Source organism: Neobacillus sp. OS1-32 (genome assembly GCF_030915425.1).
In the GTDB taxonomy this organism is placed as follows: Bacteria; Bacillota; Bacilli; order Bacillales; family Cytobacillaceae; genus Neobacillus; species Neobacillus paridis.
Window position 1 is genome coordinate 21,943 of record NZ_CP133263.1, and the last position, 26,198, is coordinate 48,140.

General features: G+C 42.1%; 28 protein-coding genes, 1 riboswitch and 1 other annotated feature (1 of these 30 running past the window's edge). Of the genes, 17 read left to right on the plus strand and 11 right to left on the minus strand.

From position 1 onward, the window contains the following. Nucleotides 1-323 precede the first annotated feature (323 nt). The 6 genes from RCG24_RS00185 (at nucleotide 324) to menC (ending at nucleotide 7,783) form a co-directional block, all read left to right on the plus strand. Nucleotides 324-1,724, plus strand: coding sequence for an isochorismate synthase (locus tag RCG24_RS00185; RefSeq protein WP_308078009.1), 1,401 nt, complete (start codon nucleotides 324-326; stop codon nucleotides 1,722-1,724). A gap of 1 nt (nucleotide 1,725) precedes the next feature. Next, entirely contained in the window at nucleotides 1,726-3,471 is a 1,746-nt protein-coding gene (gene menD, locus RCG24_RS00190; RefSeq protein ID WP_308078011.1) for a 2-succinyl-5-enolpyruvyl-6-hydroxy-3-cyclohexene-1-carboxylic-acid synthase, read from the plus strand. Then, on the plus strand, nucleotides 3,471-4,286 hold the full coding sequence (gene menH / locus RCG24_RS00195; RefSeq protein ID WP_308078012.1) for a 2-succinyl-6-hydroxy-2,4-cyclohexadiene-1-carboxylate synthase: 816 nt from the start codon (nucleotides 3,471-3,473) through the stop codon (nucleotides 4,284-4,286). The genes menD and menH overlap by 1 nt, the downstream gene beginning before the upstream one ends. A gap of 14 nt (nucleotides 4,287-4,300) precedes the next feature. Further along, entirely contained in the window at nucleotides 4,301-5,119 is an 819-nt protein-coding gene (gene menB, locus RCG24_RS00200; protein ID WP_308078013.1) for a 1,4-dihydroxy-2-naphthoyl-CoA synthase, read from the plus strand. Between the two features lie 64 nt (nucleotides 5,120-5,183). After that, nucleotides 5,184-6,680, plus strand: coding sequence for an o-succinylbenzoate--CoA ligase (locus RCG24_RS00205; RefSeq protein WP_308078014.1), 1,497 nt, complete (start codon nucleotides 5,184-5,186; stop codon nucleotides 6,678-6,680). Then, nucleotides 6,677-7,783: an o-succinylbenzoate synthase gene (gene menC / locus RCG24_RS00210; protein ID WP_308078015.1), complete on the plus strand. Its 1,107-nt coding sequence runs from the start codon at nucleotides 6,677-6,679 to the stop codon at nucleotides 7,781-7,783. The genes RCG24_RS00205 and menC overlap by 4 nt, the downstream gene beginning before the upstream one ends. A gap of 62 nt (nucleotides 7,784-7,845) precedes the next feature. Here the strand turns inward: menC and RCG24_RS00215 are convergent, their stop codons facing one another. Beyond that, nucleotides 7,846-8,790: a metal ABC transporter solute-binding protein, Zn/Mn family gene (locus RCG24_RS00215; protein ID WP_202653159.1), complete on the minus strand. Its 945-nt coding sequence runs from the start codon at nucleotides 8,788-8,790 to the stop codon at nucleotides 7,846-7,848. Nucleotides 8,791-8,996: 206 nt separating this feature from the next. Here RCG24_RS00215 and RCG24_RS00220 point away from each other — a divergent pair, with 206 nt between their 5' ends. Beyond that, on the plus strand, nucleotides 8,997-9,554 hold the full coding sequence (locus RCG24_RS00220; RefSeq protein WP_374049143.1) for a beta-class carbonic anhydrase: 558 nt from the start codon (nucleotides 8,997-8,999) through the stop codon (nucleotides 9,552-9,554). Here the strand turns inward: RCG24_RS00220 and yidD are convergent. The 3 genes from yidD to RCG24_RS00235 all read right to left on the minus strand — a co-directional run bounded on the left by yidD (nucleotide 9,545) and on the right by RCG24_RS00235 (nucleotide 10,411). Continuing rightward, the gene (gene yidD / locus RCG24_RS00225; RefSeq protein ID WP_202653160.1) at nucleotides 9,545-9,790 is read right to left on the minus strand and encodes a membrane protein insertion efficiency factor YidD; all 246 of its coding nucleotides are present in this window, start codon (nucleotides 9,788-9,790) and stop codon (nucleotides 9,545-9,547) included. The genes RCG24_RS00220 and yidD overlap by 10 nt on opposite strands. A gap of 103 nt (nucleotides 9,791-9,893) precedes the next feature. Next, on the minus strand, nucleotides 9,894-10,064 hold the full coding sequence (gene ytzI / locus RCG24_RS00230) for a YtzI protein (protein ID WP_202653161.1): 171 nt from the start codon (nucleotides 10,062-10,064) through the stop codon (nucleotides 9,894-9,896). A gap of 89 nt (nucleotides 10,065-10,153) precedes the next feature. Next, complete coding sequence (locus RCG24_RS00235) at nucleotides 10,154-10,411, minus strand: DUF6154 family protein (RefSeq protein WP_202653162.1); 258 nt, start codon at nucleotides 10,409-10,411, stop codon at nucleotides 10,154-10,156. Nucleotides 10,412-10,609: 198 nt separating this feature from the next. On the opposite strand from RCG24_RS00235, the gene RCG24_RS00240 reads away from it, so the two are divergent. Together RCG24_RS00240 and ytkD are read left to right on the plus strand one after the other, a co-directional pair. Next, a complete protein-coding gene (locus RCG24_RS00240) occupies nucleotides 10,610-10,936 on the plus strand; it encodes a hydrolase (protein WP_202653163.1) in 327 nt (108 codons plus the stop codon). A 74-nt stretch (nucleotides 10,937-11,010) separates the two neighbouring features. Next, complete coding sequence (gene ytkD / locus RCG24_RS00245; RefSeq protein WP_202653164.1) at nucleotides 11,011-11,487, plus strand: RNA deprotection pyrophosphohydrolase; 477 nt, start codon at nucleotides 11,011-11,013, stop codon at nucleotides 11,485-11,487. Between the two features lie 16 nt (nucleotides 11,488-11,503). Here ytkD and RCG24_RS00250 read toward each other — a convergent pair whose 3' ends face one another. Genes RCG24_RS00250 through RCG24_RS00260 form a run of 3 tightly spaced genes read right to left on the minus strand, consistent with a single transcriptional unit; the run spans nucleotide 11,504 to nucleotide 14,110 of the window. Beyond that, nucleotides 11,504-12,310 carry an ABC transporter permease gene (locus RCG24_RS00250; RefSeq protein WP_308078016.1) on the minus strand — a complete coding sequence of 269 codons (807 nt, stop codon included), beginning with the start codon at nucleotides 12,308-12,310 and terminating at the stop codon, nucleotides 11,504-11,506. After that, nucleotides 12,291-13,070, minus strand: coding sequence for an ABC transporter ATP-binding protein (locus tag RCG24_RS00255; protein ID WP_202653166.1), 780 nt, complete (start codon nucleotides 13,068-13,070; stop codon nucleotides 12,291-12,293). The genes RCG24_RS00250 and RCG24_RS00255 overlap by 20 nt, the downstream gene beginning before the upstream one ends. 23 nt (nucleotides 13,071-13,093) lie before the next feature. After that, nucleotides 13,094-14,110, minus strand: coding sequence for an ABC transporter substrate-binding protein (locus RCG24_RS00260; RefSeq protein ID WP_202653167.1), 1,017 nt, complete (start codon nucleotides 14,108-14,110; stop codon nucleotides 13,094-13,096). A gap of 108 nt (nucleotides 14,111-14,218) precedes the next feature. On the opposite strand from RCG24_RS00260, the gene RCG24_RS00265 reads away from it, so the two are divergent. Both RCG24_RS00265 and RCG24_RS00270 read left to right on the plus strand, forming a co-directional pair. Continuing rightward, nucleotides 14,219-15,007, plus strand: coding sequence for an alpha/beta hydrolase family protein (locus tag RCG24_RS00265; protein WP_202653168.1), 789 nt, complete (start codon nucleotides 14,219-14,221; stop codon nucleotides 15,005-15,007). 41 nt (nucleotides 15,008-15,048) lie between these two features. Next, nucleotides 15,049-15,291, plus strand: a complete 243-nt coding sequence (locus tag RCG24_RS00270) for a DUF2584 domain-containing protein (RefSeq protein WP_202653169.1) — start codon at nucleotides 15,049-15,051, stop codon at nucleotides 15,289-15,291. A 61-nt stretch (nucleotides 15,292-15,352) separates the two neighbouring features. Here RCG24_RS00270 and pckA read toward each other — a convergent pair whose 3' ends face one another. Next, a complete protein-coding gene (gene pckA / locus RCG24_RS00275) occupies nucleotides 15,353-16,939 on the minus strand; it encodes a phosphoenolpyruvate carboxykinase (ATP) (protein WP_202653170.1) in 1,587 nt (528 codons plus the stop codon). Nucleotides 16,940-17,168: 229 nt separating this feature from the next. After that, a riboswitch (SAM riboswitch) is annotated at nucleotides 17,169-17,303 on the plus strand. Nucleotides 17,304-17,524: 221 nt separating this feature from the next. On the opposite strand from pckA, the gene metK reads away from it, so the two are divergent. Beyond that, nucleotides 17,525-18,727, plus strand: a complete 1,203-nt coding sequence (gene metK, locus RCG24_RS00280) for a methionine adenosyltransferase (protein WP_202653171.1) — start codon at nucleotides 17,525-17,527, stop codon at nucleotides 18,725-18,727. A gap of 327 nt (nucleotides 18,728-19,054) precedes the next feature. Then, the gene (gene asnB, locus RCG24_RS00285; protein WP_202653172.1) at nucleotides 19,055-20,956 is read left to right on the plus strand and encodes an asparagine synthase (glutamine-hydrolyzing); all 1,902 of its coding nucleotides are present in this window, start codon (nucleotides 19,055-19,057) and stop codon (nucleotides 20,954-20,956) included. A 20-nt stretch (nucleotides 20,957-20,976) separates the two neighbouring features. Here asnB and RCG24_RS00290 read toward each other — a convergent pair whose 3' ends face one another. Further along, nucleotides 20,977-21,492, minus strand: coding sequence for a gamma carbonic anhydrase (locus RCG24_RS00290; RefSeq protein ID WP_202653173.1), 516 nt, complete (start codon nucleotides 21,490-21,492; stop codon nucleotides 20,977-20,979). A gap of 167 nt (nucleotides 21,493-21,659) precedes the next feature. Here RCG24_RS00290 and RCG24_RS00295 point away from each other — a divergent pair, with 167 nt between their 5' ends. Together RCG24_RS00295 and RCG24_RS00300 are read left to right on the plus strand one after the other, a co-directional pair. Continuing rightward, nucleotides 21,660-22,463: an alpha/beta hydrolase gene (locus RCG24_RS00295; RefSeq protein ID WP_308078017.1), complete on the plus strand. Its 804-nt coding sequence runs from the start codon at nucleotides 21,660-21,662 to the stop codon at nucleotides 22,461-22,463. Nucleotides 22,464-22,498: 35 nt separating this feature from the next. After that, nucleotides 22,499-23,581, plus strand: a complete 1,083-nt coding sequence (locus RCG24_RS00300; RefSeq protein WP_374049112.1) for a tetraprenyl-beta-curcumene synthase family protein — start codon at nucleotides 22,499-22,501, stop codon at nucleotides 23,579-23,581. A 118-nt stretch (nucleotides 23,582-23,699) separates the two neighbouring features. Here RCG24_RS00300 and RCG24_RS00305 read toward each other — a convergent pair whose 3' ends face one another. Then, a complete protein-coding gene (locus RCG24_RS00305; protein WP_308078019.1) occupies nucleotides 23,700-24,272 on the minus strand; it encodes a tRNA 5-(aminomethyl)-2-thiouridylate-methyltransferase MnmM in 573 nt (190 codons plus the stop codon). A 2-nt stretch (nucleotides 24,273-24,274) separates the two neighbouring features. Continuing rightward, nucleotides 24,275-25,234: a tRNA modification radical SAM protein MnmL/YtqA gene (locus RCG24_RS00310; RefSeq protein ID WP_308078020.1), complete on the minus strand. Its 960-nt coding sequence runs from the start codon at nucleotides 25,232-25,234 to the stop codon at nucleotides 24,275-24,277. Nucleotides 25,235-25,429: 195 nt separating this feature from the next. On the opposite strand from RCG24_RS00310, the gene RCG24_RS00315 reads away from it, so the two are divergent. Both RCG24_RS00315 and RCG24_RS00320 read left to right on the plus strand, forming a co-directional pair. Next, nucleotides 25,430-25,711, plus strand: a complete 282-nt coding sequence (locus RCG24_RS00315) for a YtzC family protein (protein ID WP_308078021.1) — start codon at nucleotides 25,430-25,432, stop codon at nucleotides 25,709-25,711. Then, nucleotides 25,708-25,872, plus strand: coding sequence for a glycogen biosynthesis protein GlgD (locus tag RCG24_RS00320; RefSeq protein WP_308078022.1), 165 nt, complete (start codon nucleotides 25,708-25,710; stop codon nucleotides 25,870-25,872). Before RCG24_RS00315 ends, RCG24_RS00320 begins: the two co-directional genes overlap by 4 nt. Nucleotides 25,873-26,088: 216 nt before the next feature. After that, nucleotides 26,089-26,198 (plus strand) — a binding site (T-box leader); it runs 111 nt beyond the window's last position.

Sequence of the window (26,198 nt, forward strand, 5' to 3'; positions counted from 1 at the left end):
TATATAGATCTCTAATTTCATCAAATTGTTACAATTTTATTAATATCCAACCCTAAGTGTAGGGAATTCACCAATGAGTGTCAATTAAATTTTACTTTCAAAACTAGAAGATTCTCCCTACTTGGTAAATAGGGAGAAGTTCGTGAGAAAATGATAAAACACATTTTAACCATTACACGGAAATTTGACATATAATAAGGGATGAAACGGGGATAAATAGTGACAAGTCATGTTGACTTCTTTACAATTGGAGTTGTATCTTAAAAAAAGGGCTTACAAAATGGATGGCTGGCAGTCATTTCGGCTGTTTTGGAGGGATTTATTTGTATACCATTCAGGAAACAGAAATAATTGAAAGGGGCCTTACGGCAGTTGACCGCGCAAAGGAACTTGGTCGACCCGTATTGCTTAGTGAAGTGCATAAATTGGATGGCCTCAATCCATTTACATTTTTAAATTCCGGAGAAGAGCTGTTTTTAGGGGAAAGATTTTTCTGGAAGGATCCAAAAGACGAGATTTTCCTGATTGGACTTGGAATTGCAAAACAGATTCAGTCGGTTCAGGCTACTGACCGCTTTTTTCGTGTGGAAAAAGAGTGGGAACAGATTTTAAAGGACAGTCTCATCTTTAATTCCTATTCCACAATTGGCATTGGTCCGGTTCTTTTTGGCGGATTTTCTTTTGATCCCTATAAGAATAAAACGGAACTGTGGGCAAAATACCCTGATTCCCTCTTTTATTTACCTAAATATATGCTCACCATTATGCATAATGAGGCTTATTTAACGACAAATGTTATTTGCCTGGCGGAGGATGATCCCTCTTTATTGGAGAAGATCTCCGTTGAACGCAATCAGCTGATGCTTTCATTTTATCTCAAGCGCGAAGCAGAACCAGCAGTACTTAGTGAAATAAAAGAAATTTCAAAGGATAAATGGAAACGGTCTGTTGACGACGTCGCCAAGGAATTAAGCGGCGGGCCATTGAAGAAAGTTGTTTTGGCCCGTGAACTGAGGCTTATTTTTAACAAGCAGCTGGATACGGGGAAAATAATCGCGAACTTATATGAACAGCAGCATGAAAGCTTTATCTTTGCACTGGAATCAAATGGGGATTGTTTTCTGGGGGCGACACCGGAAAGGCTCGTTAAAAAACATGGAACTGAGATTTTTTCCACCTGCCTGGCTGGTTCCATTTCTCGCGGAACTACAGCAGAGGAAGACCGGCGTTTAGGAGAAGAATTACTTCATGATCAAAAGAATTTAATTGAACATCATTATGTGGTGGAAATGATCAGGGAAGCATTAGCGGAGTCATGTGATAAGATCATTCTTCCTGACCAGCCGCAATTAATGAAAATTAGAGATATTCAGCATCTTTACACACCTGTAATCGGTCAGGCACGTAAAGATTCATCATTGCTCAGATTAGTAGAAAAGCTGCATCCGACGCCCGCTCTTGGCGGTCTGCCGCAACAGGAAGCAGTTGAAAAAATTAGGCAGGTTGAGGAGCTTGACCGCGGTTTTTATGCTGGACCAATTGGCTGGCTTGATTACCAAGGGAACGGGGAGTTTGCGGTGGCAATTCGCTCCGGCTTAATTCAGGGGAACGAGGCATCGTTGTTTGCCGGCTGTGGAGTAGTAGCAGATTCTGATTCCGAAAGTGAATATTTGGAGACGGGCTTGAAATTTAGACCAATGCTTAGAGCCCTTGGAGGGGAATAAAATGAGTCATCAAGAATCATTAACCGCATACCTTGCTGCCTTCGTGGCAGAATTGGTTCATTCAGGGATTAGCGATGTCGTCGTAAGTCCCGGTTCCCGGTCTACACCGATGGCAATGGTAATGGCAGAACATCCAAATTTAAAGGTTCATATTCATGTTGACGAACGTTCAGCTGCCTTTTTTGCACTAGGAATTGCCAAAATAACCAATCGTCCGGTTGCCATTCTTTGTACTTCGGGAACGGCAGCAGCCAATTATTTCCCGGCGATTGTCGAAGCGCATTATGCCCGGGTTCCTTTGCTTGTATTGACTGCTGACAGGCCGCCTGAATTAAGGGAAATTGGCGCGCCACAGGCAATTGACCAAATTCACCTATATGGACATCATGTCAAATGGTTTGCGGAAATGGCCTTGCCGGAGAAATCAGTAGATATGATTCGCTATGCCAGAACCGTTTGTTCCCGGGCTATTGCCATTGCGGACAAGGCACCTGCTGGTCCGGTTCATTTGAATTTCCCGTTTCGGGAGCCGCTCATTCCACAATTGGATGAGAATCTCTTTCGATTAACAGAGCGTCCGCAGGGTTATGTCAAGGTTCATAGTGGTGAGTTACTGATGGGTGACGGACATTTTCAGCAAGTTGCTGCGAGAGTGGACAATAGGCGGGGGATTATTGTTTGTGGAAACATTGCTGACGAAAGATTTGCCAATGCTGTAACCATGTTGGCTGAAGTCTTAAAGTTTCCTATTTTAGCGGATCCTTTATCGCAGCTTAGAAGCGGCAAGCATGAATTAAAAAATATTATTGATACATACGACACTTTTTTACGGAATGAAGAGGCTAAGTCTTTCCTGAAGCCGGAGGTAATTATTCGTTTCGGAGCCATGCCCGTTTCTAAAGCATTAACATTCTTTATTAAAGAAAATCCTGAGGCCGATCAGTTTGTTATTGATGGCGGCGGTGACTGGCGGGATCCGGCTGTTTTATCTACCGATATGATTTTTTGTCAGGAAACGAGCTTTTGTGAAAAGCTGTTACCATATGTAAAAGGAAATGCTTCACCGCAATACTTAAACGATTGGCAGCAAGTGAATACGGTGACAAAGGAAAGTATGACCAAAGTTTGCGAGCTGCCTGAGTTAAGTGAAGGAAAACTGTTCTATCAATTGGCCGAACTGCTTCCGGAGGAAGCGACATTGTTTGTCGGAAACAGCATGCCTATTCGTGATTTGGACAGCTTTTTCCTGACCAATCGGAAAAATATTAAAGTGATGGCCAATCGCGGAGCGAATGGTATTGATGGAACTGTTTCTACGGCACTCGGTGCGGCCCTTTATGCCAAATCGATGTATCTCGTCCTTGGCGATTTAACCTTTTTCCATGACTTAAATGGTTTATTGGCGGCAAAGAGGTTTAATATAGATATCCATATTATTCTGGTGAACAATAATGGCGGCGGTATTTTTTCTTTCTTGCCGCAGGCAGAGCATCCGAAACATTTTGAACTCCTTTTTGGGACACCATTGGATCTTGAATTTGAACATGCTGTCAAGATGTTTAACGGCCGCTTTACAAAAATAACCGATTGGGAGCATCTTCGTCTTGAAATGGAAAAATCTCAAGATATAAAAGGTTTAAATGTTTATGAAATTACCACAAATAGAGAGCAAAATCGTGCCGAACATCGGGAATTTTGGCAGTTTGTTTCCCAGGAAATATCGAAATTTGTCAAAGGTGAGTTTTGATGAAGTTTCTTGTAAATGATGTTAACTACCATGTTGAGGTATGCGGCAGCGGTTTTCCCCTTGTGTTATTACATGGTTTCACCGGTGATTCCTCGACATGGACTTACTTTTGTGAACAGTTGGGGAAACATTCTCAGCTGATAATACCCGATATTATCGGACATGGGAAAACCGATCTTCCTGATGATTCCCAGCGGTATTCCATTGAAGCAGCGGCACAGGATCTCAGCCTCATCCTTGACCAGCTTGGAATCAGGCAAATCGATTTGCTTGGTTATTCAATGGGCGGCAGACTTGCGTTAACGTTTGCCGTTCTTTTCCCTGAGCGGGTTAGAAAGTTGATTTTGGAGAGCTCCTCTCCAGGTCTCTTATCAGTTGAAGAAAGAAAGCAGCGTCGCGAGAAGGACGCCGTACTTGCGCATTTTATCATCGAAAAAGGAATTGCGCAATTTGTCGATTATTGGGAAGAAATCCCCTTATTTGCATCAATGAAACAACTTCCACAAGCCACTAGGGAAAGAGTCAGGAAGCAGCGGCTTGCCAACTCACCTAAGGGGCTGGCGAACAGTCTGCTTTATATGGGGACAGGTTCCCAGCCATCTTGGTGGGAACGGCTGGAAACACTTAAATGTGAAGTATTATTAATAACAGGGGAAAAGGATCAAAAGTTTTGTGGAATTGCTGAAAAAATGATCACTAGGCTGAAAAAAGCGATTTGGGTTTCGGTTCCCGATACCGGTCATGCAATTCATGTGGAAGATTGTGAAAAATTTGTTACAATAGTAAGTGACTTCTTGTCAATTGAGAAAAAATAAGGAGGTTATATAGAATGGCAGTAGAATGGGTTCCAGGCCGTAAGTACGATGAAATTATCTATGAAACATATAATGGAATTGCTAAAATTACGATTAACCGCCCTCATGTACATAATGCATTTACACCAAAGACCGTTGCCGAAATGATCGATGCGTTTGCCGCTGCTCGTGATGACTCCAATATTGGTGTGATCATCCTGACTGGTGCCGGTGATAAGGCATTCTGTTCCGGAGGAGACCAAAAAGTTCGCGGTCACGGCGGTTATGTTGGGGAGGATCAAATCCCAAGGTTAAATGTTCTTGATTTGCAGCACTTGATTAGGATTATTCCCAAACCGGTTGTCGCCATGGTTAAGGGCTATGCGATTGGCGGAGGCCATGTCTTGCATGTTGTCTGTGATTTAACGATTGCCGCAGATAACGCGATTTTCGGTCAGACAGGCCCTAAGGTGGGGAGCTTTGATGCCGGTTATGGTTCTGGTTATTTGGCAAGAATAGTTGGTCATAAAAAAGCCCGGGAAATCTGGTACTTATGCCGTCAATACAATGCGCAGGAAGCATTGGATATGGGCTTGGTCAATGCCGTTGTACCGCTTGAACAGGTTGAAGAAGAAACGCTTAAATGGTGTGAGGAAATGCTTGAAAAGAGTCCGACTGCGTTGCGTTTCTTGAAAGCCGCGATGAATGCCGATACGGATGGATTAGCAGGATTACAGCAATTTGCCGGTGATGCTACATTGCTTTATTATACAACAGATGAAGCGAAGGAAGGCCGCGATGCCTTTAAGGAAAAGCGGAAGCCCAATTTTGGACAATTCCCGCGTTTTCCATAATGAACAGTCCAGCTTGATGGGTTTCCATCAGGCTGTTTTTCTTAAGAAAAGCAGGTGAATAAAGATGGATCATAAAATGCCGAATTTTTTAACGAGAAGGGCGTTTTTAACCCCTGAACGAACGGCTGTATGTTTTCAAGAACAATCACTAACCTTTAAAGAATTGTACGATCGTTCTTGCCGAACAGCCGGACAGCTGCAAAAACTTGGAGTAACGAACGGTCAGTTTACTGCGGTTTTATTAAAAAATCATCTCGATACCATTGTGATTTTATTTGCACTCCAGCTATTAGGAGCAAAAACGGTGATCTTGAATTGCCGCTTGACCACGGCGGAATTGCTGTGGCAGCTGCAGGATTCGCAGGCATCTGTATTAATAGTTGAAGATTGCTTTGCTGATTTAAAGCAGCAATTTACCGAGCAGCTCCCCACTTTAATATCGGTACCAAAGACAATGTTGTTTGCCCAGGAGCAGGTGCAGCCGCAACTTTTAGAAGAGGTCAGTTTGGATGAGATTTGTACCATTATGTATACTTCCGGGACAACCGGGAAGCCCAAAGGGGTTATTCAGACATATGGCAACCACTGGTGGAGTGCTGTCGGTTCAGCGTTAAACTTGGGGCTGACAGACCAGGATTGCTGGCTATGTACTGTGCCGTTATTTCATATCAGCGGTTTCTCTATTTTAATGCGCAGTGTGATTTATGGGATGCCGATTGTCCTACATGAAAAGTTTTCCGAACAAAAAACGATTCGTGATATCAAAGATAAGCGGGTAACGATTATGTCGGTGGTTGGCACGATGCTCTCACGAATCGTTGATACCCTGGAGGACGAGCGGCTGCCGAAGGAGTTTCGCTGCATGCTCCTGGGCGGCGGCCCGGCCCCTTTGCCATTGCTAAAGACATGTGTTGAAAAGCAAATTCCTGTGTTTCAAACATATGGGATGACCGAGACCTCTTCACAAATCGTCACCCTTTCGCCGGAATACAGCCTGACTAAGCTTGGTTCTGCCGGAAAGCCATTATTCCCGTCAGAAATCCGAATTGAACGAATCGACGGGGCCATGGCACAGCCGGGAGAAGCAGGGGAAATCGTCGTGAAAGGGCCGAATGTGACAAGCGGCTACTTAAATCGTGAGGATGCTACCGCAGAAAAAATTCGCCAGGGCTGGTTGTATACCGGAGATGTAGGTTACTTGGATGAGGAAGGGTTTCTATTTGTCCTTGATAGACGCTCAGATTTAATTATTTCCGGCGGTGAAAATATTTACCCGGCTGAAATCGAAGCGGTACTATTAGCCCATCCCGATATTTTAGAGGCAGGCGTTACCGCTGTTGATGATAAGGATTGGGGTCAGGTGCCGGCTGCTTTTATCGTCACCAGGAATGGCCGGGATATACCTGGTGATGAACTGCAGCAATTTTGCCGCAATCGGTTGGCAAAATACAAAATCCCTAAGTTTTTTTATCTAATAGACCGGCTGCCAAGAAATGTGGCAAAAAAGTTGCTGCGCAGAGCCTTAAGAGATTGGGTGAATGAAGGAAGGTTCCGTTCATGAAAATCACTGCTGTCGAGCTATTTATCATCAAAATGCCATTAAAGGCTCCATTTATAACTCACCTAGGGACTGTTCAGGATCGGGAAGGGATTATCGTCAAAATAACGGATCAGGAGGGAATGACCGGGTATGGTGAAGGTGTTGCTTTTTCCACCCCGTGGTATACAGAGGAAACGGTAAAAACAAGCATCCATATGCTGACCGACGTGTTAATTCCTGTAATGCAAACACATCCAATCGACCATCCGGACGAGGCAGCGGAGCTTTTCAAATCTGTTCGCCGAAACAACATGGCCAAGGCCGGGTTGGAAACAGCCCTTTGGGATTTGTATGCAAAACAGCAGGCTCTGCCGTTGTCAAAGATGCTGGGGGGGACACGCCAAGAAGTTGCCTCCGGAGTAGTGGTCGCAACTGATTCTCTGACAAACGCACTGAAACAAATCGAAAGCTACCTGGAAGCTGGATATCAGCGGATTAAGGTGAAAATTAGTCCGCAGCAGGATTATCAATTCTTAGCAGAAATCAGACAACATTATCCGCAGCTCCCAATAATGGCCGATGCCAATTCAGCTTATAGTTTAGCTGATCTTGACCGCCTAAGAGCCCTTGATGAACTCAATTTGCTGATGATTGAGCAGCCGCTGGGACATGATGATATCATTGAACATGCGAGGCTGCAAAAACAAATAAAAACGCCAATTTGTCTTGATGAAAGTATCGTAACTTTTGACGATGCCAGAAAAGCGGTGGAGTTGGGAAGCTGTAAGGTGATTAATATAAAAGTGGGCCGTGTGGGCGGTCTTTCCGAAGCAAAGCGGATTCATGATTATTGTGTTGAGCAGGAAATTCCAGTTTGGTGTGGGGGAATGATTGAGTTTGGAATTTCTCGGGCTCATAATATTGCTCTTGCCTCTTTACAAGGCTTTTCCATCCCTGGAGATATTTCTGCTTCGAGCCGTTTTTGGGAGGAGGATATTATCTTACCTGAAGTATCAGTTGAAAACGGCGTGATTCAAGTACCCAACAGTCCTGGAATCGGGTTTGCCATTAATGAAAAAAGACTGAAGGAAACAACAATTGCTACAAAAGTATTTCCAATTTAAAGAACCAGACAAAAATGCCTGGTTCTTTCATTAATTACTCAGTAGACAGCAAGGGAAGAAAGCTAATCATTTAGAGCGGTTTTTAATGTCTTCAAGTTCTTATTCATCAATGAAAAATATGTTTCTTTATGATTCAGATTATCTGTTGTTAAAACCGCCAAATTATGAACTGGTAGCGCTCGGGCACCAATCTCCTGCTGGACTATTTTTCCCAGCTTTGATTGAACATTTTGCTCAAATAAAATGTATTTTAAACCTTCTCGATCGGCTAAAGAAATGATTTTTTCCAGAGCCTTTTGTGTTGGCTCATTGGTCGTGGAGAGTCCGGAAATACTAATTTGTTCCAGTCCATAACGATTTTCCCAATACCCAAATGCAGCGTGGGTTACAATAATTTGTTTATGCTTTGCCTTGGAGATCGTAGATGCAAATTGCCGATTTAATTCATTTAATTTTGCTGCCAGCTTCTGATAGTTTTGATTAAAATATGCCTTTTGCTTTGGCATTTTTTTACTTAATTGATCGCGAATCACACCAGCCATTTCCTTTGCGTACAGTGGGTCAAGCCATACATGAGGGTTAATATCGCCATGTAAATTATGATCCTGATCATGGTCATGGTCTTCTTTTTTATAGCTGTTGTCTTGCGGAAGCTGAAGCTTCTCAGCGACAGGGACCATGGTTACATGTTGATTTTTCAACGTTTCCTTTGCCTTCTCAACAAATCCTTCCAGACCAAGTCCAATGTAGAAAAAAAGGTCTGAATCGGCTAGGTTCATCATATCCTTTTGCGATGGCTCGAAGGTATGTTCATCAGAACCAGGGGGATAGATCGTGTTTACATGAACGTATTTTCCGCCTATTTGCTCCGAAAAATATTGCAGCGGGTATACCGTTGTATAGATTTGCAGCTGCCCCTTCTTTTTGGCAGTATGCTCATTTGTACATGCAGATAATAAGATGCTTAATGGTAAAAAGACTGATAGAATAATAATAAATTTCTTCATATAAGCCCCCTTGAATTAAATCGTACTTATTCCGATTTATTGTTCAAAAAAATTTAGTTGTAATCCGTAACGATTCCGATTAACATTAGTATATTACAAGAAATCCGGGGAAAATGCAAGAGTAAAAATATTTGTTTAAAACTTCGGTTATTTTGTATCATAAAGGGAGAGATAGAGAGGATGTGGTGATGATGAAAAATGGGACAATGTTACAAGAGATCCTTGCATACAACCAGAAGTTTGTGGAAAATCGAGAATATGAGAAATATGAAACAACAAAATATCCGAACAAAAAGATGGTCATTTTGACATGTATGGATACTCGTCTCCTTGAACTCTTGCCAAAGGCCTTAAATTTGGGAAACGGAGATGCAAAGGTCATCAAAAATGCAGGGGCACTTGTATCACATCCGTTTGGCAGTATTATGCGGAGTATCTTAATCGCGGTATATGAATTACAGGCTAAGGAAGTATTAGTGATCGCCCACCATGATTGCGGAATGAGCGGGTTAAAGGCCGAATCGGTTTTAACGCATATGAAGGAACAGGGAATTACCGAGGAAACGCTGAATACTTTAGCTTTTTCCGGAATTGATATTAATCATTGGCTTCACGGCTTTGATAGTGTCAACGACAGTGTTTCTCACAGCGTGGACATCATTAAAAATCATCCGCTGATGCCAAAAAATGTACCGGTTCATGGCTTAGTGATTGATCCTAAAACGGGAAAGCTTGACCTCATCGTTAACGGTTATCAAGATTGATGTTTTTTTCGATCCTCCCATGTTTCCGGAACGGGATCCAGTCCCCCCGGGTGCAATGGATGGCATTTTAAGATTCTTTTTACTGCCAAATATCCGCCCTTTACGGCACCAAAGCGCTTGACAGCTTCTAATCCATATTGGGAACAGGTCGGGTAAAAGCGGCATGTCGGCGGTTTCAAGGGTGAAATCGCGACTTGGTAAAAACGGATCAGTGAAATAAATATTTTTTTCAGCATCCTCGGTTTCTCCTTTGAGTGGTTATTTTCAAGATACCATATTTAAGACGGAATCATACAGGTTTTTGCCTGTAAAAAAACTCGCCTATTCAGCGAGTTTTTATTATACATTTTGCTTCCGCTCTTTTTCATCATTTAATTTTAGTAAATGATTATTTTCCAGCGGATCCGGATCAACCGTGTGCTTAAAGGAATAGGCTTTTGAGGTTGTAATCACAGCCAATAACAGTACAACAAAAACAATAATGATCGATACCACTAAAACAGTAGTCAACTCTACCATCCCCCCTTATTTCAATATTGTACCATGAAAATGAAAAGGAAACTGACTTTTCAGTTTCCTCTTCGCGTTAGTATGTAAATTTAATGGATATTCCTTGGATAATAAATATGTGCTCGCTGCTGCCCATATTGTTCTTGAGCAAATTTCCCCTTTAAGCTTTCAATCAAATACAGCCCCATTAAATCATACAACTCTTGTTTATCCATTTCATGAATTAAAGCCAACAGGTCCTCGTATGACATTTCCTCTAAAAAAGCAAACGCGAGCATATCAATGTCTTCTTCATCACCTGTAAGTTTGTTGCGATACATTTCAAATAATTCATCAATTAGTTTCAATTTCAAGCACCTCCCATTAGTATTCTTTCCTTATGGCACTCCCTTAAGTAACTAAAAAACATTTCCAAATTTACTGAAAAATCTGTAATTTATTGTTTATATATTATATCTTATTCAATTTGGAAAAATGAATCGAAATTTGGCAGAGAATAAATTTTTTCTTTTTGCAGATGACTAAAAATGAAAAGGGGTGGAAAAATGGAAGACCAAAAGAAAACCTATTATATTGATGTAGGTACGGGGGGAATTTCCCGAAGTGCCACAGCATCGACTTGGAGCTACAAAATTGAAGCAACAGATGCAGAAATTTCACAGCTTCGGGCCTTAATGGATCAAAATCACACAACTGAATGGAAAAACTTTTTTAGGGCTCATGTTCCTTATGTTCAATATCATTATGACCGGCAAAATGATGCTTATGACAGCACCATTCAGCAAATCTACGGAATGTTATATCAACTTGGTGATGAAGAGGCTAAAAATCATATTGCAACCATGAATATTTTACCACACAATAACGAGTAAAGGAAAATCCAAATTCGAGGATTTTCCTTTTTTCGTATATAATCTTTTTAGATACATGAGTGGAGATGGATTTTATGAGATTTCAGTTTTTCGATGATCACGGAAATAATGTGGAGTTAGCTTTTTCAAAGCAGGTGTTTGCCGAGGAAGCAGGGCATGTGTTGATTATCAGTAAAATCGGGAAGAGCTGGGTTCTGACCGACCATAAAAAGAGAGGGCTGGAATTCCCCGGCGGCAAAAGGGAACAGGGTGAAACGTTGGAGGAAGCGGCAAGGCGGGAGGCTTTTGAAGAAACAGGAGCCATCTTTAAGGAATTAAAGCAAATTGCTGAATACAGAGTTACTGAAGAAAACGGCTCGTTTGTAAAGGCAGTTTTTTGGGGAAAAGTAAGCAATCTGGAGAAGTCCAGCCATTATTTTGAAACCAATGGTCCGGTTTTGATAGACGGTGATCTGCTCAAGCGGCGGTTTGGTCCGGAGTATAGCTTTATTATGAAGGACAAGGTTGTCGAGGAATGTATCAAATATATCGAACAGCAGCAAAAAGAATAGCAGACATACGAACCTGCTATTCTTTGATTAATTTCTTTTCCAATAAATCAACAAGCTGATACATAACTGTAGCCAATACGGCTATTACAAAAAGTGATAGAAACACGAGGGTAAAATTAAATACTTGGAATCCATAGATGATCATATAACCTAACCCTCTGGACGAAACTAAAAATTCTCCCACAATCACGCCAACCCAGGATAGCCCGACATTGACTTTTAACGTCGAAATAATGGTCGGAAAACTTGCCGGTATAATTGCTTCTTTAAAACATTGAAAGCGTGTTGCTCCAAAGGTTTGGAGCACTTTTAAATAATTGGGATCGACCTCTTTAAATGAAGTATAGACAACAATCGCGGTAATGATAACACAGATAATGACGCCATTGGCAATGATTGAAGTGTATCCGGGGCTCAGAGCAACAATGATAACTGGCCCCAGGGCGACCTTCGGCATGGCGTTAAAAATGACCAGGTAGGGGTCGAGAATGTTGGACAGCATCGGTGACCACCAAAGAAGGGCAGCAATGATGACGCCAAGAGCAGTCGCAATAATAAAGCTGGCAACCGTTTCTGTTAATGTTACTCCTAAATTAGCTGCTAATGAACCGTCTTGTATTTTCTCAAAAAACAGCTTCCATATTTTATTGGGAGAACTAAAAATTAGCGGGTCAATCCACTGCATCCTGCTTAACAATTCCCAGCTTGCAAAAACAAACACGAGAATAATCAGCTGATAAAAGCGGACCCATCTTTTTTCAATTTTTAACGACTGAAGATAGTTTTGATGAAGGAGTTCGATCTTATTCCGATTTTCGTTCAAGGGTCTCCAACTCCTTCCAAATTGCTTGAAACACAGAAGAATACAAAAAGTGATTTCTTGCTTCGAACGGGGATAATTTTCGTAATTCCTCCGGTATTTCAAATGTTTTATGGATTGTTCCCGGTCGAGATGACAGCAAAAATACACGGTCACTCATGGCAATAGCCTCTCCAATATCGTGGGTAACGAGAATCGCCGTTTTGCCGAAATCTTTTAAGGTCTGCGAAACTAAGTCTTCCAGCTTTAGCTTTGTTTGATAATCCAACGCGGAGAAAGGTTCATCCAGCATCAACAGCTTTGGTTCCGTTGCCAATGTTCGAACTAATGCTACACGCTGTCTCATCCCGCCAGATAGTTGCTTTGGCAGTTGTTTTTCGACACCGCCGTTTAATCCCATCTGTTTTAATAGGTTGAGAGCGTTCGACCTTGTTTTTGGGTTAAGCTGTTTTGCTAATTTTAGACCTAAGAGGATATTTTCTTCAATCGTTTTCCAGGGAAAAAGGTAATCTTGCTGAAGCATATAGCCGATTGTATTTTTGGTAGTGGCAACGGGTTTATTTTCTAATAAAACGGCACCTTCCGTTGGTTTCAGCAGACTCGAGATAATTGAAAGCAGGGTGGTTTTTCCACAGCCACTTGGGCCGAGAAGGGAGACAAATTCTCCCTCCTCAACGGTAAGATTAATATTGGAGAGGGCCGTGGTTCGTAAGGCTTTGGTAAAATACGTGTGGTGAACATCTTGAACTTTCAAGAAACTCATCTTGTTACGGCCTCCCTTTCCGTTTATTTTTCAATGACTTTTTCGGCAATTTCTGTGTTTACAAGCGTTTTATGGGCAACTTCCTGGGGAAGCTCTCCAGCCTCTTTCATGATATTTTGCAGATTGTTCCACTCTTCTTCATCCAGGATCGGATCGGTTGCGAAGCTGCCCTGGTTTTTATAGCGTTCTACAACAGTTGTCATAATATCTAAATCGGTATCCGGAAAGTACGGTTCCACCGCCTTGGCGATTTCTGCAGCACTGTGGTCCTTAACCCATTGCTGCGCTTTATAAATAGCTTTTGTAAATTTTTCAATGGTGTCTTTGTGTTCTTTTATATAGCTTTTTTTCGCCATAAACGTTGTATAGGGAACATGACCGGATTCTTTTCCAAAGGAGGCGACAATGTGGCCTTTTCCTTCTTTTTCAAAAATACTGGCCGTCGGTTCAAATAATTGTACAAATTCACCGGTTCCGGAAGCAAAGGCATTGGCAATATTAGCAAATTCAATATTTTGGATTAAATTTAAATCTTTGTGTGGATCAATACCGTGCTTCTTTAACACGAATTCACCGACCATTTGCGGCATGCCGCCTTTCCGCTGTCCAAGAAAGGTTGTTCCCTTTAATTGCTCCCATGAGAAGTTATCGATTTTCTTGCGGGCAACCAGGAAGGTGCCGTCGGTTTGGGTGACTTGCGCAAAATTTATCACCGGATCATTCGAGCCCTGGGCATATACATAAATGGATGTCTCTGAACCAACAAGAGCGACATCGGCCCCGCCGGAGAGAAGGGTCGTCATTGTTTTGTCACCGCCGGGAGTTGTTGTTAAAGTGACATCCAAACCTTCTTCTTTAAAAAATCCCTTTGCTAAGGCAACGTATTCCGGAGCATAGAAGATCGAGCGGGTTACTTCGGCAATACGAACTTTCTCCAGTTTCTTCGGCTCTTTTCCAGAGTCATTATTACAAGCAGCCAATGGTATCATAAGAATAGCGATTAAAGCTAAGGAGAAACTGATTTTTAACCATTTATTCATAAATGTTAAACCTCCTTAATATGGGCTGATTACCTATGATAATGTATGAAAAGGAGTAAAATGTGTGATTACCCGGTGTTTAATTTTTTTCAAAAGGATGAATCCAGAATGAATAATGACAACGGAATGATTGTTGAGGTTACACGGTTCCCATCTCCTAATCCAAATGTGGAATTAAAGGAAATTACTTATCTTTCCAATGGATTAAGGGTAAAGGGGATGTTGGCGGAACCGAAAAATGAACAAGTATCGGATGGTTTTCTTTATCTGCGCGGCGGCATTAAAAATGTCGGTAAAGTTCGGCCAGCGCGGATTGCCCAATTTGCACAAGAGGGCTTTGTTGTCTTTGCACCCTATTATCGGGGAAACCAAGGCGGGGAAGGGAATGAGGATTTCGCCGGTGAGGATCGGGAAGATGCTTTTGCAGCATTTCAATTGCTGCAATCGCTGCCACAGATTCGGAACGTTCATATTTTTGGCTTTTCTCGGGGCGGAGTCATGGCGCTAATGACCGGGAATCAGTTTCCGCAAGCTGCTTCACTGGTTACATGGGGCGGAGTCAGCGATATGAGCTTAACTTATTGGGAACGCAAGGATTTAAGGAGAATGATGAAGCGGGTGATTGGTGGAACACCGGCAAAATATCCGCAAAGGTACAAATCGAGAACACCTTTATATGAACTTGAAAAAATGTCGGCACCGATCCTGATTATTCACGGTGTTAAAGATCATAATGTTTCCATTGAGCATGCTCACCGGCTGGAAAGGCGGCTGAAAGAATTGGCGAAACCCGTTGAGTGCTGGTATTTTGCCGAATTTACCCATTACTTTCCTCCTGTAGTGAATCGTAAAGTTGTCCAAGATTTAACGAGATGGATGAAAAATCAGTGTAAATGATGATAAGATAGAGGTATCAATTGGAGAGGAGCGGATTTTATATGGGAATGCCCCTTGAATTAAACACCCTGATTGTGACGAAGGGAAGAGAGATAAGAATTGAGGAAAATCTATTTCAGTTAGAAAAAGAAGGGTACAGACTCTACCCGATTGAAATTCCACTCGATATCAGAAAAACTCTTGAAAGCAATTCCAGCGGTTCAGCATTGATTAAGAAGCTGGAATGGGAAAATAACAAAACGACGATTACTTATCAACTCATTTCATTGAACTCGACAAATTAGATCACAGTTTTATCCATAAAAAATGGTGCCCTTCAAGGAAATGGGCACCATTTTAGTTTATTTAGGCAATCGGTCCGCCTTTTTCGGCAATTTCAGTGGCAACGTTTTGGAATTTTTTAAAGTTTTCCCGGAATTTGGCTGCAAGTTCCTTCGCTTTTTCAGCGTAAGCTTGTGGGTCATGCCAAGTTTTGCTTGGCTGCAGAACCTCGTCTGGCACGCCAGCGATATGAAGCGGAATATTTAAGCCAAAGATTTCGTCGGTGACTGTTTCGACATGGTTTAATTCACCTTCAAGTGCGGCCTGCACCATCGCTCTTGTGTAGGAAAGCTTCATCCTGCTGCCAACACCGTATTCTCCGCCGGTCCAGCCTGTATTGACTAGGAAGACGTTGACGTTATGCTCGAGAATTTTATCTCCCAGCATTTCCGCGTAACGGGTCGCTGGTAATGGCATGAACGGAGCTCCAAAGCAAGTCGAGAAAGTTGCTTCCGGAGTGGTGACACCGCGCTCAGTGCCGGCAAGCTTTGAGGTATAACCGCTTAAGAAATGGTACATGGCCTGTTCTTTCGTTAATTTTGCAATAGGCGGCAGCACGCCGAAGGCATCAGCAGTTAAAAACACGATTGTATGTGGATGACCGGCAATACTAGGAATGACACTATTATCAATGTTTTCAAGTGGATAGGCAGCCCTTGTATTTTCCGTTAAGGTATTGTCGTCGTAATCGGCAATCCTTGATTCTTGGTTGACGATGACGTTTTCCAAGACAGTTCCAAAGCGAATGGCATCAAAGATTTGCGGTTCTTTTTCATGCGAAAGATTGATACATTTAGCATAGCAGCCGCCTTCAATATTAAAGACGCCATGGGACGACCAGCCGTGTTCATCGTCACCAATTAGCTTCCGATTCGGATCGGCTGACAGCGTTGTCTTTCCAGTTCCGGATAATCCAAAGAATAAGGCAACGTCACCTTCTTGACCAACATTTGCCGAGCAGTGCATGGAAAAAATATTCTTTTCAGGAAGTAAGAAATTCATAATCGAGAAGATCGACTTTTTCATTTCTCCTGCATACTCAGTCCCGCCAATAAGAACAATTCGGCGCTCAAACGATATAATAATAAAGGTTTCCGAATTGGTTCCATCTACTGCAGGATCCGCTTTAAAATTAGGAGCAGCGATGACAGTGAATTGGGCATCATGCGCTAAAAGCTCATCCTCTGTCGGACGAATGAACAATTGATGAACGAAAAGATTATGCCAAGCCAATTCATTAATCACTTGAATCGGCAATCTCGATTTTTTATCTGCACCGGCAAATCCTTTGAATACAAATACATCTTCCTTCTGTCTTAAATACTGAAGGACTTTATGATAAAGATTTGTAAATACTTCCTCAGAGATAGGTTGGTTTGTTGAACCCCAGTCAATTTTATCTTTCGTTGATTTTTCTACAACAATAAATTTGTCTTTTGGAGAACGGCCTGTATATTTGCCGGTGGAGACACGTACTGCACCGGTTGAGGTCAACGTTCCTTCGTTTCGCGCCAAGATTTTTTCAACCAATTGGGGTACAGATAATTGCATTTGAACGTTCTTTTCTTTCAGTAACTGATTAAGTTCGTTTGGAACGTGAACAGAGTTCATGGATCGGACCTTCCTTTTCTTGTTTTTAACGAAAAAATTGTCTTTAAATAGTATAACACAATTAAATGATTAGTCTATACTAATTATGTGAAAAAATTATGTCATCTTCCACTTTATACTATTCATTGAAAGAAAAAAAAGGAAGAACAATTTATTATTAGAGCAATAGATTGAAAAATATTGACATTGTTTCCAGTAGTACGTTATGATTATATTTTGAACGGATACTCTCTTATCCCGAGCTGGTGGAGGGACGGGCCCAATGAAACCCAGCAACCTGCAACGAAGAAAATGTTTTTTTTCTATGCATTTTCTAGGCAAAGGTGCTAACCCAGATGCAAGGCTTGACCTTGAACGATAAGAGCGAAAGGAATGAATTTAGTGTATTTTAACCTTTCCTCATTGATGGAAAGGTTTTTTGTTTTTAAGAAATTATTGGGGATAATGGTTCTTCTTAATAAATTTCCCATTTTTATTTCATACTACAAAGGGAATGAGTTCCGTTTAAATTAGAGGTTCAATATATTGTCAGCAACAGGCCATGTAGATAACCTCATTTATTTCATTAATATAGGAGGAATTCAGATGCCAACAAGACGCCACTTGTTTACATCCGAATCAGTAACTGAAGGTCATCCTGATAAGATCTGTGACCAAATTTCTGATTCAATTTTAGATGCAATTTTAGCCCAAGACCCTAATGCCCGTGTTGCTGCTGAAACATCGGTAACCACTGGTCTAGTGCTTGTAGCCGGGGAAATTACCACATCTACATATGTAGATATTCCCAAGATTGTTCGGGAAACGATTAAGGAAATTGGCTATAATCGTGCCAAATATGGCTTTGATGCGGAAACATGTGCAGTGTTAACCTCCATCGACGAGCAGTCGCCCGATATTGCCATGGGTGTCAACCAAGCACTTGAAGCCCGCGAAGGGAACATGACGGATGAAGAAATCGAGGCAATTGGGGCAGGAGATCAGGGGTTAATGTTTGGTTTCGCCTGCAACGAAACGAAGGAACTGATGCCGCTGCCGATTTCGCTTGCGCATAAGCTTGCCCGCAGGTTAGCAGAAGTACGAAAAGAAGATATTCTTCCGTATCTGCGTCCTGATGGGAAAACACAGGTTACTGTTGAATATGACGAAAACAATCAGCCGGTCCGGATTGATACAATTGTCGTGTCAACCCAGCACCATCCTGAGATTTCTTTGGAGCAAATTCAGCGCAACATAAAAGAATATGTCATCAATCCGGTTGTTCCAAAAGAACTTATTGATGACAATACGAAATATTTCATTAACCCAACAGGACGTTTTGTGATTGGCGGTCCACAGGGAGATGCCGGCTTAACTGGTCGGAAAATTATTGTTGATACGTATGGAGGCTATGCCCGCCATGGCGGTGGTGCTTTCTCTGGGAAAGATCCGACCAAGGTAGACCGCTCTGCCGCCTACGCGGCCCGCTATGTAGCAAAAAATATTGTGGCCGCTGGCCTTGCCGATAAATGTGAAGTTCAGCTGGCCTACGCAATCGGGGTTGCCAGACCAGTTTCAATTTCAATTGATACGTTTGGAACCGGAAAAGTAAGTGAGGACGTCTTAGTTAATCTAGTCAGTCAAAACTTTGATCTTCGTCCGGCAGGCATTATTAAAATGCTGGATTTACGCCGTCCGATTTATAAGAAAACAGCCGCTTATGGACATTTTGGCCGTACAGATATTGACCTCCCTTGGGAGCGGACAGATAAAGCGGAAACACTGCGCCAACAGGCAGAAAATCGTTGATCCTCAGTGGGAGTTGCAAATAAACTGTAACTCCCATTTTTTATTTTTCGTCTAATTCTTTGTTTAGCGGTTTAAACCAATGTTTATCCAGCAGCAGCGAACTGAAAAATGGTAAGGCCATAAATTTCCTTATACTCACAGTGCCATTTTGCGAAAAAAAGTGGTAGTATTAGATAGTATGTTTGCTTGAAGGAAGGGGCGGAGCGCCTCATGATTGGATCGGATTTTCCCGTTATGGCAGAATAAAACTCTTGCTCTGACGTTGGGTAAATATGTTCTGATCCACCGTCTTTTTTGATATTTTGAATGGAGTAGGTGAGGTACATAATGTGCGGATTTATCGGTTGTATACATGATAAAGCACAAAATTATACGGACGAACAAAGACAACAATTTAAAAATATGAATGATATCATTACCCATCGCGGCCCTGATGATGATGGCTTTTATTTTGATGACCATATTCAGTTTGGCTTCCGCCGCTTGAGTATTATTGATCTTGAGGCAGGTCATCAGCCGCTTACGTATGAGAATGAACGCTATTGGATTATTTTTAACGGTGAAATCTATAACTATGTAGAGTTGCGCGAAGAATTGTTAAAAGCCGGCTTAACGTTTGCGACAAGCTCTGATACCGAAGTAATCATTGCCCTTTACAGCCATTTAGGGGAAAAAGCAGTCGAAAAACTAAGAGGAATGTTTGCCTTTGTTATTTGGGATAAACAGGAGCAAATCCTCTACGGCGCCCGCGATCCGTTTGGAATTAAACCATTCTTTTATTTGCAGGATGGGGAGAGAACGTTCTTTGCCTCCGAGAAAAAAAGTATTTTGCTGGCGCTGGAAAATGATGTCTTAGATTATGATTCCTTGCAGCACTATTTAACTTATCAGTTTGTACCGGAACCATATACACTTTCTGCAGGCATTAAGAAGCTTGAACCAGGCCATTATTTCACGAAAAAAGTCGGTTCTCAAATGGAAATTAAACGCTATTGGAAGGCGCATTTTGCCCCAATTCAAAAATCAGAAGCCGATTTTATTAAAGAAATAAGAGATGTGTTATTTGATTCGGTAAAAATGCATATGCGCAGCGATGTACCAGTCGGTTCGTTCCTTTCCGGCGGGATTGATTCATCGATCATTGCCTCCATTGCTAAGGAATTCCATCCAGCGATTAAGACCTTCTCGGTTGGCTTTGAACGTAATGGCTTCAGTGAAATTGATGTGGCCAAAGAAACAGCAGAAAAACTTGGCGTAGAAAATATCAGTTATGTTATCACACCTGAAGAATACATGAAAGAAGTGCCGAAAATCATCTGGCATATGGATGATCCGCTGGCGGATCCTGCCTGCGTGCCGCTTTACTTTGTTGCTCGTGAAGCAAGAAAGCATGTTACCGTTGTCCTATCCGGTGAAGGCGCCGATGAGTTGTTTGGCGGTTATAATATTTACCGCGAACCACAAGACTTAGAGATTTTTAACAAAATCCCTCGTGTATTTCATCGCTTTTTGCGGCTGATTTCGAGGATGATGCCGGAGGGGATGAAGGGAAAAAGCTTTATCGAACGCGGAGTAACCCCAATGGAAGAGCGTTATATCGGCAATGCCAAAATGTTTAGCGAAGAAGAAAAACGTGAATTGTTAAATGTGTATCGTGAAGGACTAAAGTTTACCGATATCACCAAGCCGCTTTACCAGGAATCAAGCGGCTATGACCCTGTTGACCGAATGCAATATATTGATATTCATACATGGATGCGCGGCGATATTTTACTAAAGGCAGATAAAATGACGATGGCGCATTCATTAGAGCTTCGCGTACCATTCCTTGATAAAGCCGTGTTTGAAGTGGCTTCAAAAATTCCGACGAGCCTAAAAACGGCAAACGGAACAACGAAGTATGTGTTACGGAAAGCAGCCGAAGGAATTGTTCCGGATCATGTGTTAAATCGAAAAAAACTCGGTTTTCCGGTACCAATTCGCCACTGGCTCAAGGCTGAGATGAACGAGTGGGCGAAAACCATCATTCGCGAAAGCGCGACTGATCATTTAATCAATAAATCATACCTGTTAAAGCTGCTTGATGACCATTGCCTCGGGAAAGCCGATAACAGCCGGAAAATTTGGACTGTTCTCATGTTTATGGTGTGGCATCAAGTATATGTTGAGAAGGTATATTCTTTCCAAAATGACTATAAGACAGAAAAAGTGCATGCGAGTCATTCATAAAAAATAAGCACCTTGAGTGCTTATTTTTTTTGCAAAGACTTATAGTATTGAGCTTTTTCAGCATATTCTGTATAAATACGTTTTATTTCTTTTCTGTCTTCATCCGTTAATTCTCTAATAACTTTTGCCGGTCTGCCAAATGCTAATGTATTAGGGGGGATTTTCTTTCCCTGCGGGACAAGACTGCCAGCACCGATAAAGGCACCTTCACCAATTTCGGCCTGGTCAAGGATAATCGAGCCCATCCCAATCAGGGCCCTCTTTCTGATAATACAGCTATGTAAAATTACTTGGTGTCCAATTGTTACCTCATCTTCTAAAATGAGCGGGTTGTTTGGGCTTTGATGCAAGACGGAATTGTCCTGGATGTTGACTTTGTTGCCAATTCTAGTAGGCGCTACATCACCTCTAATCGAAGTATTGAACCAAACGCTCGATTGTTCGCCAATTTCAACATCTCCGGTAATGGTTACAAAATCAGCGATAAATGCGGAGTCAGCAATCTTTGGGTACCTATCTTTGAATGGGTAAATCATTCTGGTCGCTCCTTTTGTAATGATGACTCTATTTTAGCGAATTTAATAAATGGAATACAAAAAATAAATCTCGGCGTCAATTTTTTGAAACAGTTTCAGGACAACGTTACACTAGTTTTTATGGTAAAATATATGAATGATAATGAATTTTTGTAGGAGGAAAAAGTATGTGGAAGTGGGAAGCAGAAGGGGAAGCGAAAGCAGTCATTGTAATTGTTCATGGTGCGATGGAGCATCATAGACGATATGGCTGGCTGATTGAAATGTGGCGTTCATCCGGCTTCCATGTCATCATGTCAGACCTGCCGGGGCAAGGCATCACCACAAGAGCGAACCGCGGCCATATTGATTCCTTTGATGAATACATATTTGAGGTCAAAGATTGGGTTCAAGCCGCTTACCGCTATGATCTGCCAGTGTTTTTAATGGGGCATAGTATGGGGGGGTTGATTTCAATCCGCCTACTCCAGGAGGAAAGGTTAAATATCGCCGGGGTCATCCTTTCTTCTCCTTGCCTAGGGCTGGTTCAGAAACAGCCTAAATTTCTGGAACTTATTTCTCTTCTGTTAAATATTGTATTTCCATCCTTTAAGGTGAATTCAGGATTGACGGTCCAAATGGCCACAAGGAATGAGGATGTCTGGGAAGCTGATTCAAATGATTCGCTGTTCGTGACCAAGGTTTCCGTCAGGTGGTATCGTGAGCTGGTTTATGCGATGAAGCAGGCCTTTCTCGATCTTGAAAAAATCCAGGATATCCCAATGCTTCTCATGCAGGGAGGCGAAGATAAAATAGTTAACAAGGCCAATGTCAAGGACTGGTTCAATCACGCCCCATTATCGGAAAAAAGGTTTAAAGAGTGGCCCCAATGCTACCATGAAATCTTTAACGAGCCGGAGCGAGAAGAAATTTTTGAATATGCCAAGGATTTTGTTTTGAGTCAATTAAAAGCTATTGGCTACATTGTATAGAAAGGTTGTTGTTTTCCATGAAGCCATTCACTCTTATGTCCAGGGTATACCGCAAAATCCTGCCTGCCGTTCATCGAGAATTGGCTTATTGGAAAAGTCGTGCTGCAAAGATTCCCAATCCGGAGTTAAGAAGGCAGGCACTTGCCAGTATTGAGACTAAAACCTTCCATTGCGAAGGTGGAGGTATTCTCGCTTTGACAGCCAATCAGCAGTATAAACAGGCTGTAAAATTTATTGTGGCTTATCAAACCATCAGCGATTATTTGGATAATCTCTGCGACCGGAGTACTTCGCTGGATCCCAATGACTTCGCGGCCCTTCATGAATCGATGCTGGATGCGCTAGTGCTGAAAGCTGACAGGAAAAATTATTACCGGCTCCGTGAAGATCAGGACGATGCTGATTATTTATATGACTTATCGGAAACATGCCGTTCCGTATTAAGAGAATTAAGCACGTATGGGCTGATTAAAGATTATCTTCAAGAACTGTGCCGCTATTATTGTGACTTGCAGATTCACAAGCACGTGAAAAAAGAGGAACGGGTGCCGCGTCTTGAAAAGTGGTTCGAGCGGAATCGGAATCATGTCCCAGACATGGAATGGTACGAATTTTCGGCCTGCTCAGGTTCAACATTAGGAATCTTTTGCTTAATCTCTTATGCGATGCGGGAAGATTTTAAAGCAAGTGCCGCGGAAAATATCCGCAATGGCTATTTCCCGTATATTCAAGGCTTACATATCCTGCTGGATTATTTTATTGATCAGGAAGAGGATAAAGCGGAAGGGGACTTGAACTTTTGCTTTTATTATGAAGATCAGGAAACGCTGTTTAACCGCTTAAAATATTTTGTGGCCGAAGCAGACAAACACACCGAACAGCTGCCGCATAAGAAATTCCATCAGCTGATTAACCGCGGCTTATTGGGGATTTATTTATCGGATTCCAAAGTCCGCAGGCAGAAGAATATCCGTAGAATGGCGAGAGGAATTATCAAAACCGGCGGCTGGGCCAGCTATTTCTTTTATTTTAATGGACTAGTCTACCGCACACTGCAAAAATCTGCACCCGCGTTTCTAACCAGGCTGGCTTCCAAGCCTCTACATCAACAAGAGTAACACATTTTGCGGTGAAATCGACATTGACAATGGATATCAAACAACGAGTTATCGCGGATATTTACATAAGTTCAAAGAATACCGACATTTCCAAAAAAACCAGGCGCAGATGGCCTGGTTAAATTTTTTCAATCGCGACAATAAATGGCGGGTTATGCTGCTGGTTAATAAATTGGTATTGCAGGACATGGGCCGTCTTTTGATCCAGTCCGCGGCAATAGGCTAAAAGTGCGTCCCGTTCGGCGGCACCGCCTTCATGCCCGTGATAAATAACCAGAACAATGATCCCTGCCGGAGCCATGATTTCAAGCAGCTGGTCAATTGCCGTAATTGTTGTTTCCGGCCGGGTGACAATCGTTTTGTCGCTGCCTGGCAGGTAGCCAAGGTTAAAAATCGCCCCGGTTATGTTTCCGTGATCTGCAGCTGGGATTTTTTCGGCAAGATGCTCATGTCCATCATGGAAAAGTACTGCCCGGTCAAGTAAACCGTGTTGCCGCAAACGTTCCCTAGAAGCATCTATAGCTTGCTGCTGTACATCGAAGCCGTACACTTTTCCGGCCTCACCGACAAGTTCTGCTAGGAAAACGGTGTCGTGGCCATTGCCTAATGTGGCATCGACCACGACATCCCCGGCAGTAACGGCTTTTTGCAATAAAATTTTAGCAAAGGGCAGAATCCGATCCAATTTCATCGTTAACGATTTACACTTCCTTGGTAATACTTACCTTGCCAGCTGTCGCGGCGTTTCAGCTCATCATCAATGGCGTTCAGCACTTCCCACTTATTGACGCTCCACATTGGTCCGACCATCAGATCAATCGGTCCGTCGCCGGTGATACGGTGGACAATCATTTCCGGCGGTAAAATTTCTAATTGGTCGCATACTAAGTTTACATAGTCCTGTTGCGACAGAAATTCGAGCATGCCTTTTTCATATTGTTTCACCATTGGCGTTCCTTTAAGCAGATGAAGTAGGTGAATTTTAATTCCTTGAACATCCAATTTTGCGACTTCACGTGCCGTTTCCATCATCATTTCGACATTTTCAAGCGGCAGACCGTTAATAATATGAGTACAAATCCGAATCCCGTGCTTTCTCAGCTTGTTTACTCCATCGATATAACATTGAAAATCATGGGCTCGGTTAATTAGGTTTGCGGTCTGTTCGTGAACAGTTTGCAGTCCGAGTTCCACCCATAAATATGTTCTTTCGTTGAGTTCTGCCAAATACTCAACCACATCATCAGGCAGGCAGTCAGGCCGGGTTGCAATCGAAAGGCCGACAACACCATCCAGGCCAAGGACGGTTTCATATTTTTCGCGAAGCACTCGGACAGGGGCATGGGTATTAGTGAAAGCCTGAAAATAGGCCATATATTTCCCATCTTTCCATTTCGAATGCATTTTCGCTTTGATGTCATTAAATTGTGTCACTAAGCTTTCAGTCCGATTTCCGGCAAAGTCACCGGAACCGGCAGCACTACAAAAAGTACAGCCGCCATAGGCAACAGTACCGTCACGATTTGGACAGTCAAAGCCGCCATCAAGCGCCACCTTAAACACTTTATGGCCAAATTGCTTTCGTAAATGATAATTCCACGTATGGTAACGTTTATCGTCTGAGGCATATGGAAAAGGTTTTGTCTGAAGCATTCAGCAAACCTCCTTTTTAAAAATTAAGCATAGGAATAATTTTATCATGAACTATAAAGCATATCCAAATGTAATGGTTTCAAAATGATTCCCAGTAATTATCAATCTGTTTATGTAATAGGAAAAGGAATCGAGAACAAAATAAGAATTGAAGCAGTATGCTTCAAGGCGTGTTGACTCAAAGGGGGTTCTTTAATGGCTACGCGTGATTCGATGTCGAACTTAACTCAGCAGGTGGAGGACACGATTCGCTTTGCTGAAGACCAATATAAACAAAGCAGTCTGCAGGAACAATATAATGACGATAATTATTATCAAGCATTGCAGCGGCTGGAGCAGACATACCAGGATATTGCAACAATGGCGCATAGTGCCAATGGACCGCAGAGAGAACAACTTCACCGGATGCGGCTGCAAATTCAGCAGATGCAAAACAATATGATTTTAAAGGGGACAAGAGGAGGAGAACAGTTTTGAAAAAACGTTCTAAACAGCAAAACCCTGAACAAAAGACACGAAATGGCATCAATAACCAAGACATTGAACTGGGCCAAGACCGGGATTTAATAAAACAGGCAAAAAAGAAATATGAAAATATCGGCAGCCAGCCGATAAAATCGAAGTCTCATCAAGAATAATCGCACGTAATGGCAAAATCTCTCAACAGTGGTTGGGAGATTTTTTTAAATTTTATCGATTTCATTTGCGGAACAGAAAGGTAGCAATTGTTCATTGACGTTCTGGATCTTGTGTTTATCGGAATAATTTTTGGTTAAGAATGAAATTAGGTTTAAGTTTACTTGCATCCTGTTAGAAAATTTAATAAAATAATATTTACATTATATTTCTTATAGTCAACAACAGTGAATAGGAGCAGTAGTGGTGAAAAACCGTTACAAGAGAGTTGACGGCTGGTGAAAGTCAACCGGGGGACATCATGAACTCGCCTAGGAGTTGCAGATAT

What these genes read in the sequence shown, in the direction of transcription:
- RCG24_RS00305 (WP_308078019.1), bottom strand. Translation starts at nt 24,272, where the DNA reads ATGAAATTGGATCGGATTCTGCCCTTTGCTAAAATTTTATTGCAAAAA.
- menB (WP_308078013.1), top strand. Translation starts at nt 4,301, where the DNA reads ATGGCAGTAGAATGGGTTCCAGGCCGTAAGTACGATGAAATTATCTAT.
- RCG24_RS00260 (WP_202653167.1), bottom strand. Translation starts at nt 14,110, where the DNA reads ATGAATAAATGGTTAAAAATCAGTTTCTCCTTAGCTTTAATCGCTATT.
- RCG24_RS00295 (WP_308078017.1), top strand. Translation starts at nt 21,660, where the DNA reads ATGTGGAAGTGGGAAGCAGAAGGGGAAGCGAAAGCAGTCATTGTAATT.
- RCG24_RS00240 (WP_202653163.1), top strand. Translation starts at nt 10,610, where the DNA reads ATGGAAGACCAAAAGAAAACCTATTATATTGATGTAGGTACGGGGGGA.
- ytkD (WP_202653164.1), top strand. Translation starts at nt 11,011, where the DNA reads ATGAGATTTCAGTTTTTCGATGATCACGGAAATAATGTGGAGTTAGCT.
- yidD (WP_202653160.1), bottom strand. Translation starts at nt 9,790, where the DNA reads ATGCTGAAAAAAATATTTATTTCACTGATCCGTTTTTACCAAGTCGCG.
- RCG24_RS00220 (WP_374049143.1), top strand. Translation starts at nt 8,997, where the DNA reads ATGTTACAAGAGATCCTTGCATACAACCAGAAGTTTGTGGAAAATCGA.
- RCG24_RS00310 (WP_308078020.1), bottom strand. Translation starts at nt 25,234, where the DNA reads ATGCTTCAGACAAAACCTTTTCCATATGCCTCAGACGATAAACGTTAC.
- menD (WP_308078011.1), top strand. Translation starts at nt 1,726, where the DNA reads ATGAGTCATCAAGAATCATTAACCGCATACCTTGCTGCCTTCGTGGCA.
- RCG24_RS00265 (WP_202653168.1), top strand. Translation starts at nt 14,219, where the DNA reads ATGAATAATGACAACGGAATGATTGTTGAGGTTACACGGTTCCCATCT.
- RCG24_RS00215 (WP_202653159.1), bottom strand. Translation starts at nt 8,790, where the DNA reads ATGAAGAAATTTATTATTATTCTATCAGTCTTTTTACCATTAAGCATC.
- metK (WP_202653171.1), top strand. Translation starts at nt 17,525, where the DNA reads ATGCCAACAAGACGCCACTTGTTTACATCCGAATCAGTAACTGAAGGT.
- menC (WP_308078015.1), top strand. Translation starts at nt 6,677, where the DNA reads ATGAAAATCACTGCTGTCGAGCTATTTATCATCAAAATGCCATTAAAG.
- RCG24_RS00315 (WP_308078021.1), top strand. Translation starts at nt 25,430, where the DNA reads ATGGCTACGCGTGATTCGATGTCGAACTTAACTCAGCAGGTGGAGGAC.
- pckA (WP_202653170.1), bottom strand. Translation starts at nt 16,939, where the DNA reads ATGAACTCTGTTCACGTTCCAAACGAACTTAATCAGTTACTGAAAGAA.
- RCG24_RS00255 (WP_202653166.1), bottom strand. Translation starts at nt 13,070, where the DNA reads ATGAGTTTCTTGAAAGTTCAAGATGTTCACCACACGTATTTTACCAAA.
- menH (WP_308078012.1), top strand. Translation starts at nt 3,471, where the DNA reads ATGAAGTTTCTTGTAAATGATGTTAACTACCATGTTGAGGTATGCGGC.
- RCG24_RS00290 (WP_202653173.1), bottom strand. Translation starts at nt 21,492, where the DNA reads ATGATTTACCCATTCAAAGATAGGTACCCAAAGATTGCTGACTCCGCA.
- RCG24_RS00270 (WP_202653169.1), top strand. Translation starts at nt 15,049, where the DNA reads ATGGGAATGCCCCTTGAATTAAACACCCTGATTGTGACGAAGGGAAGA.
- asnB (WP_202653172.1), top strand. Translation starts at nt 19,055, where the DNA reads ATGTGCGGATTTATCGGTTGTATACATGATAAAGCACAAAATTATACG.
- RCG24_RS00300 (WP_374049112.1), top strand. Translation starts at nt 22,499, where the DNA reads ATGTCCAGGGTATACCGCAAAATCCTGCCTGCCGTTCATCGAGAATTG.
- RCG24_RS00205 (WP_308078014.1), top strand. Translation starts at nt 5,184, where the DNA reads ATGGATCATAAAATGCCGAATTTTTTAACGAGAAGGGCGTTTTTAACC.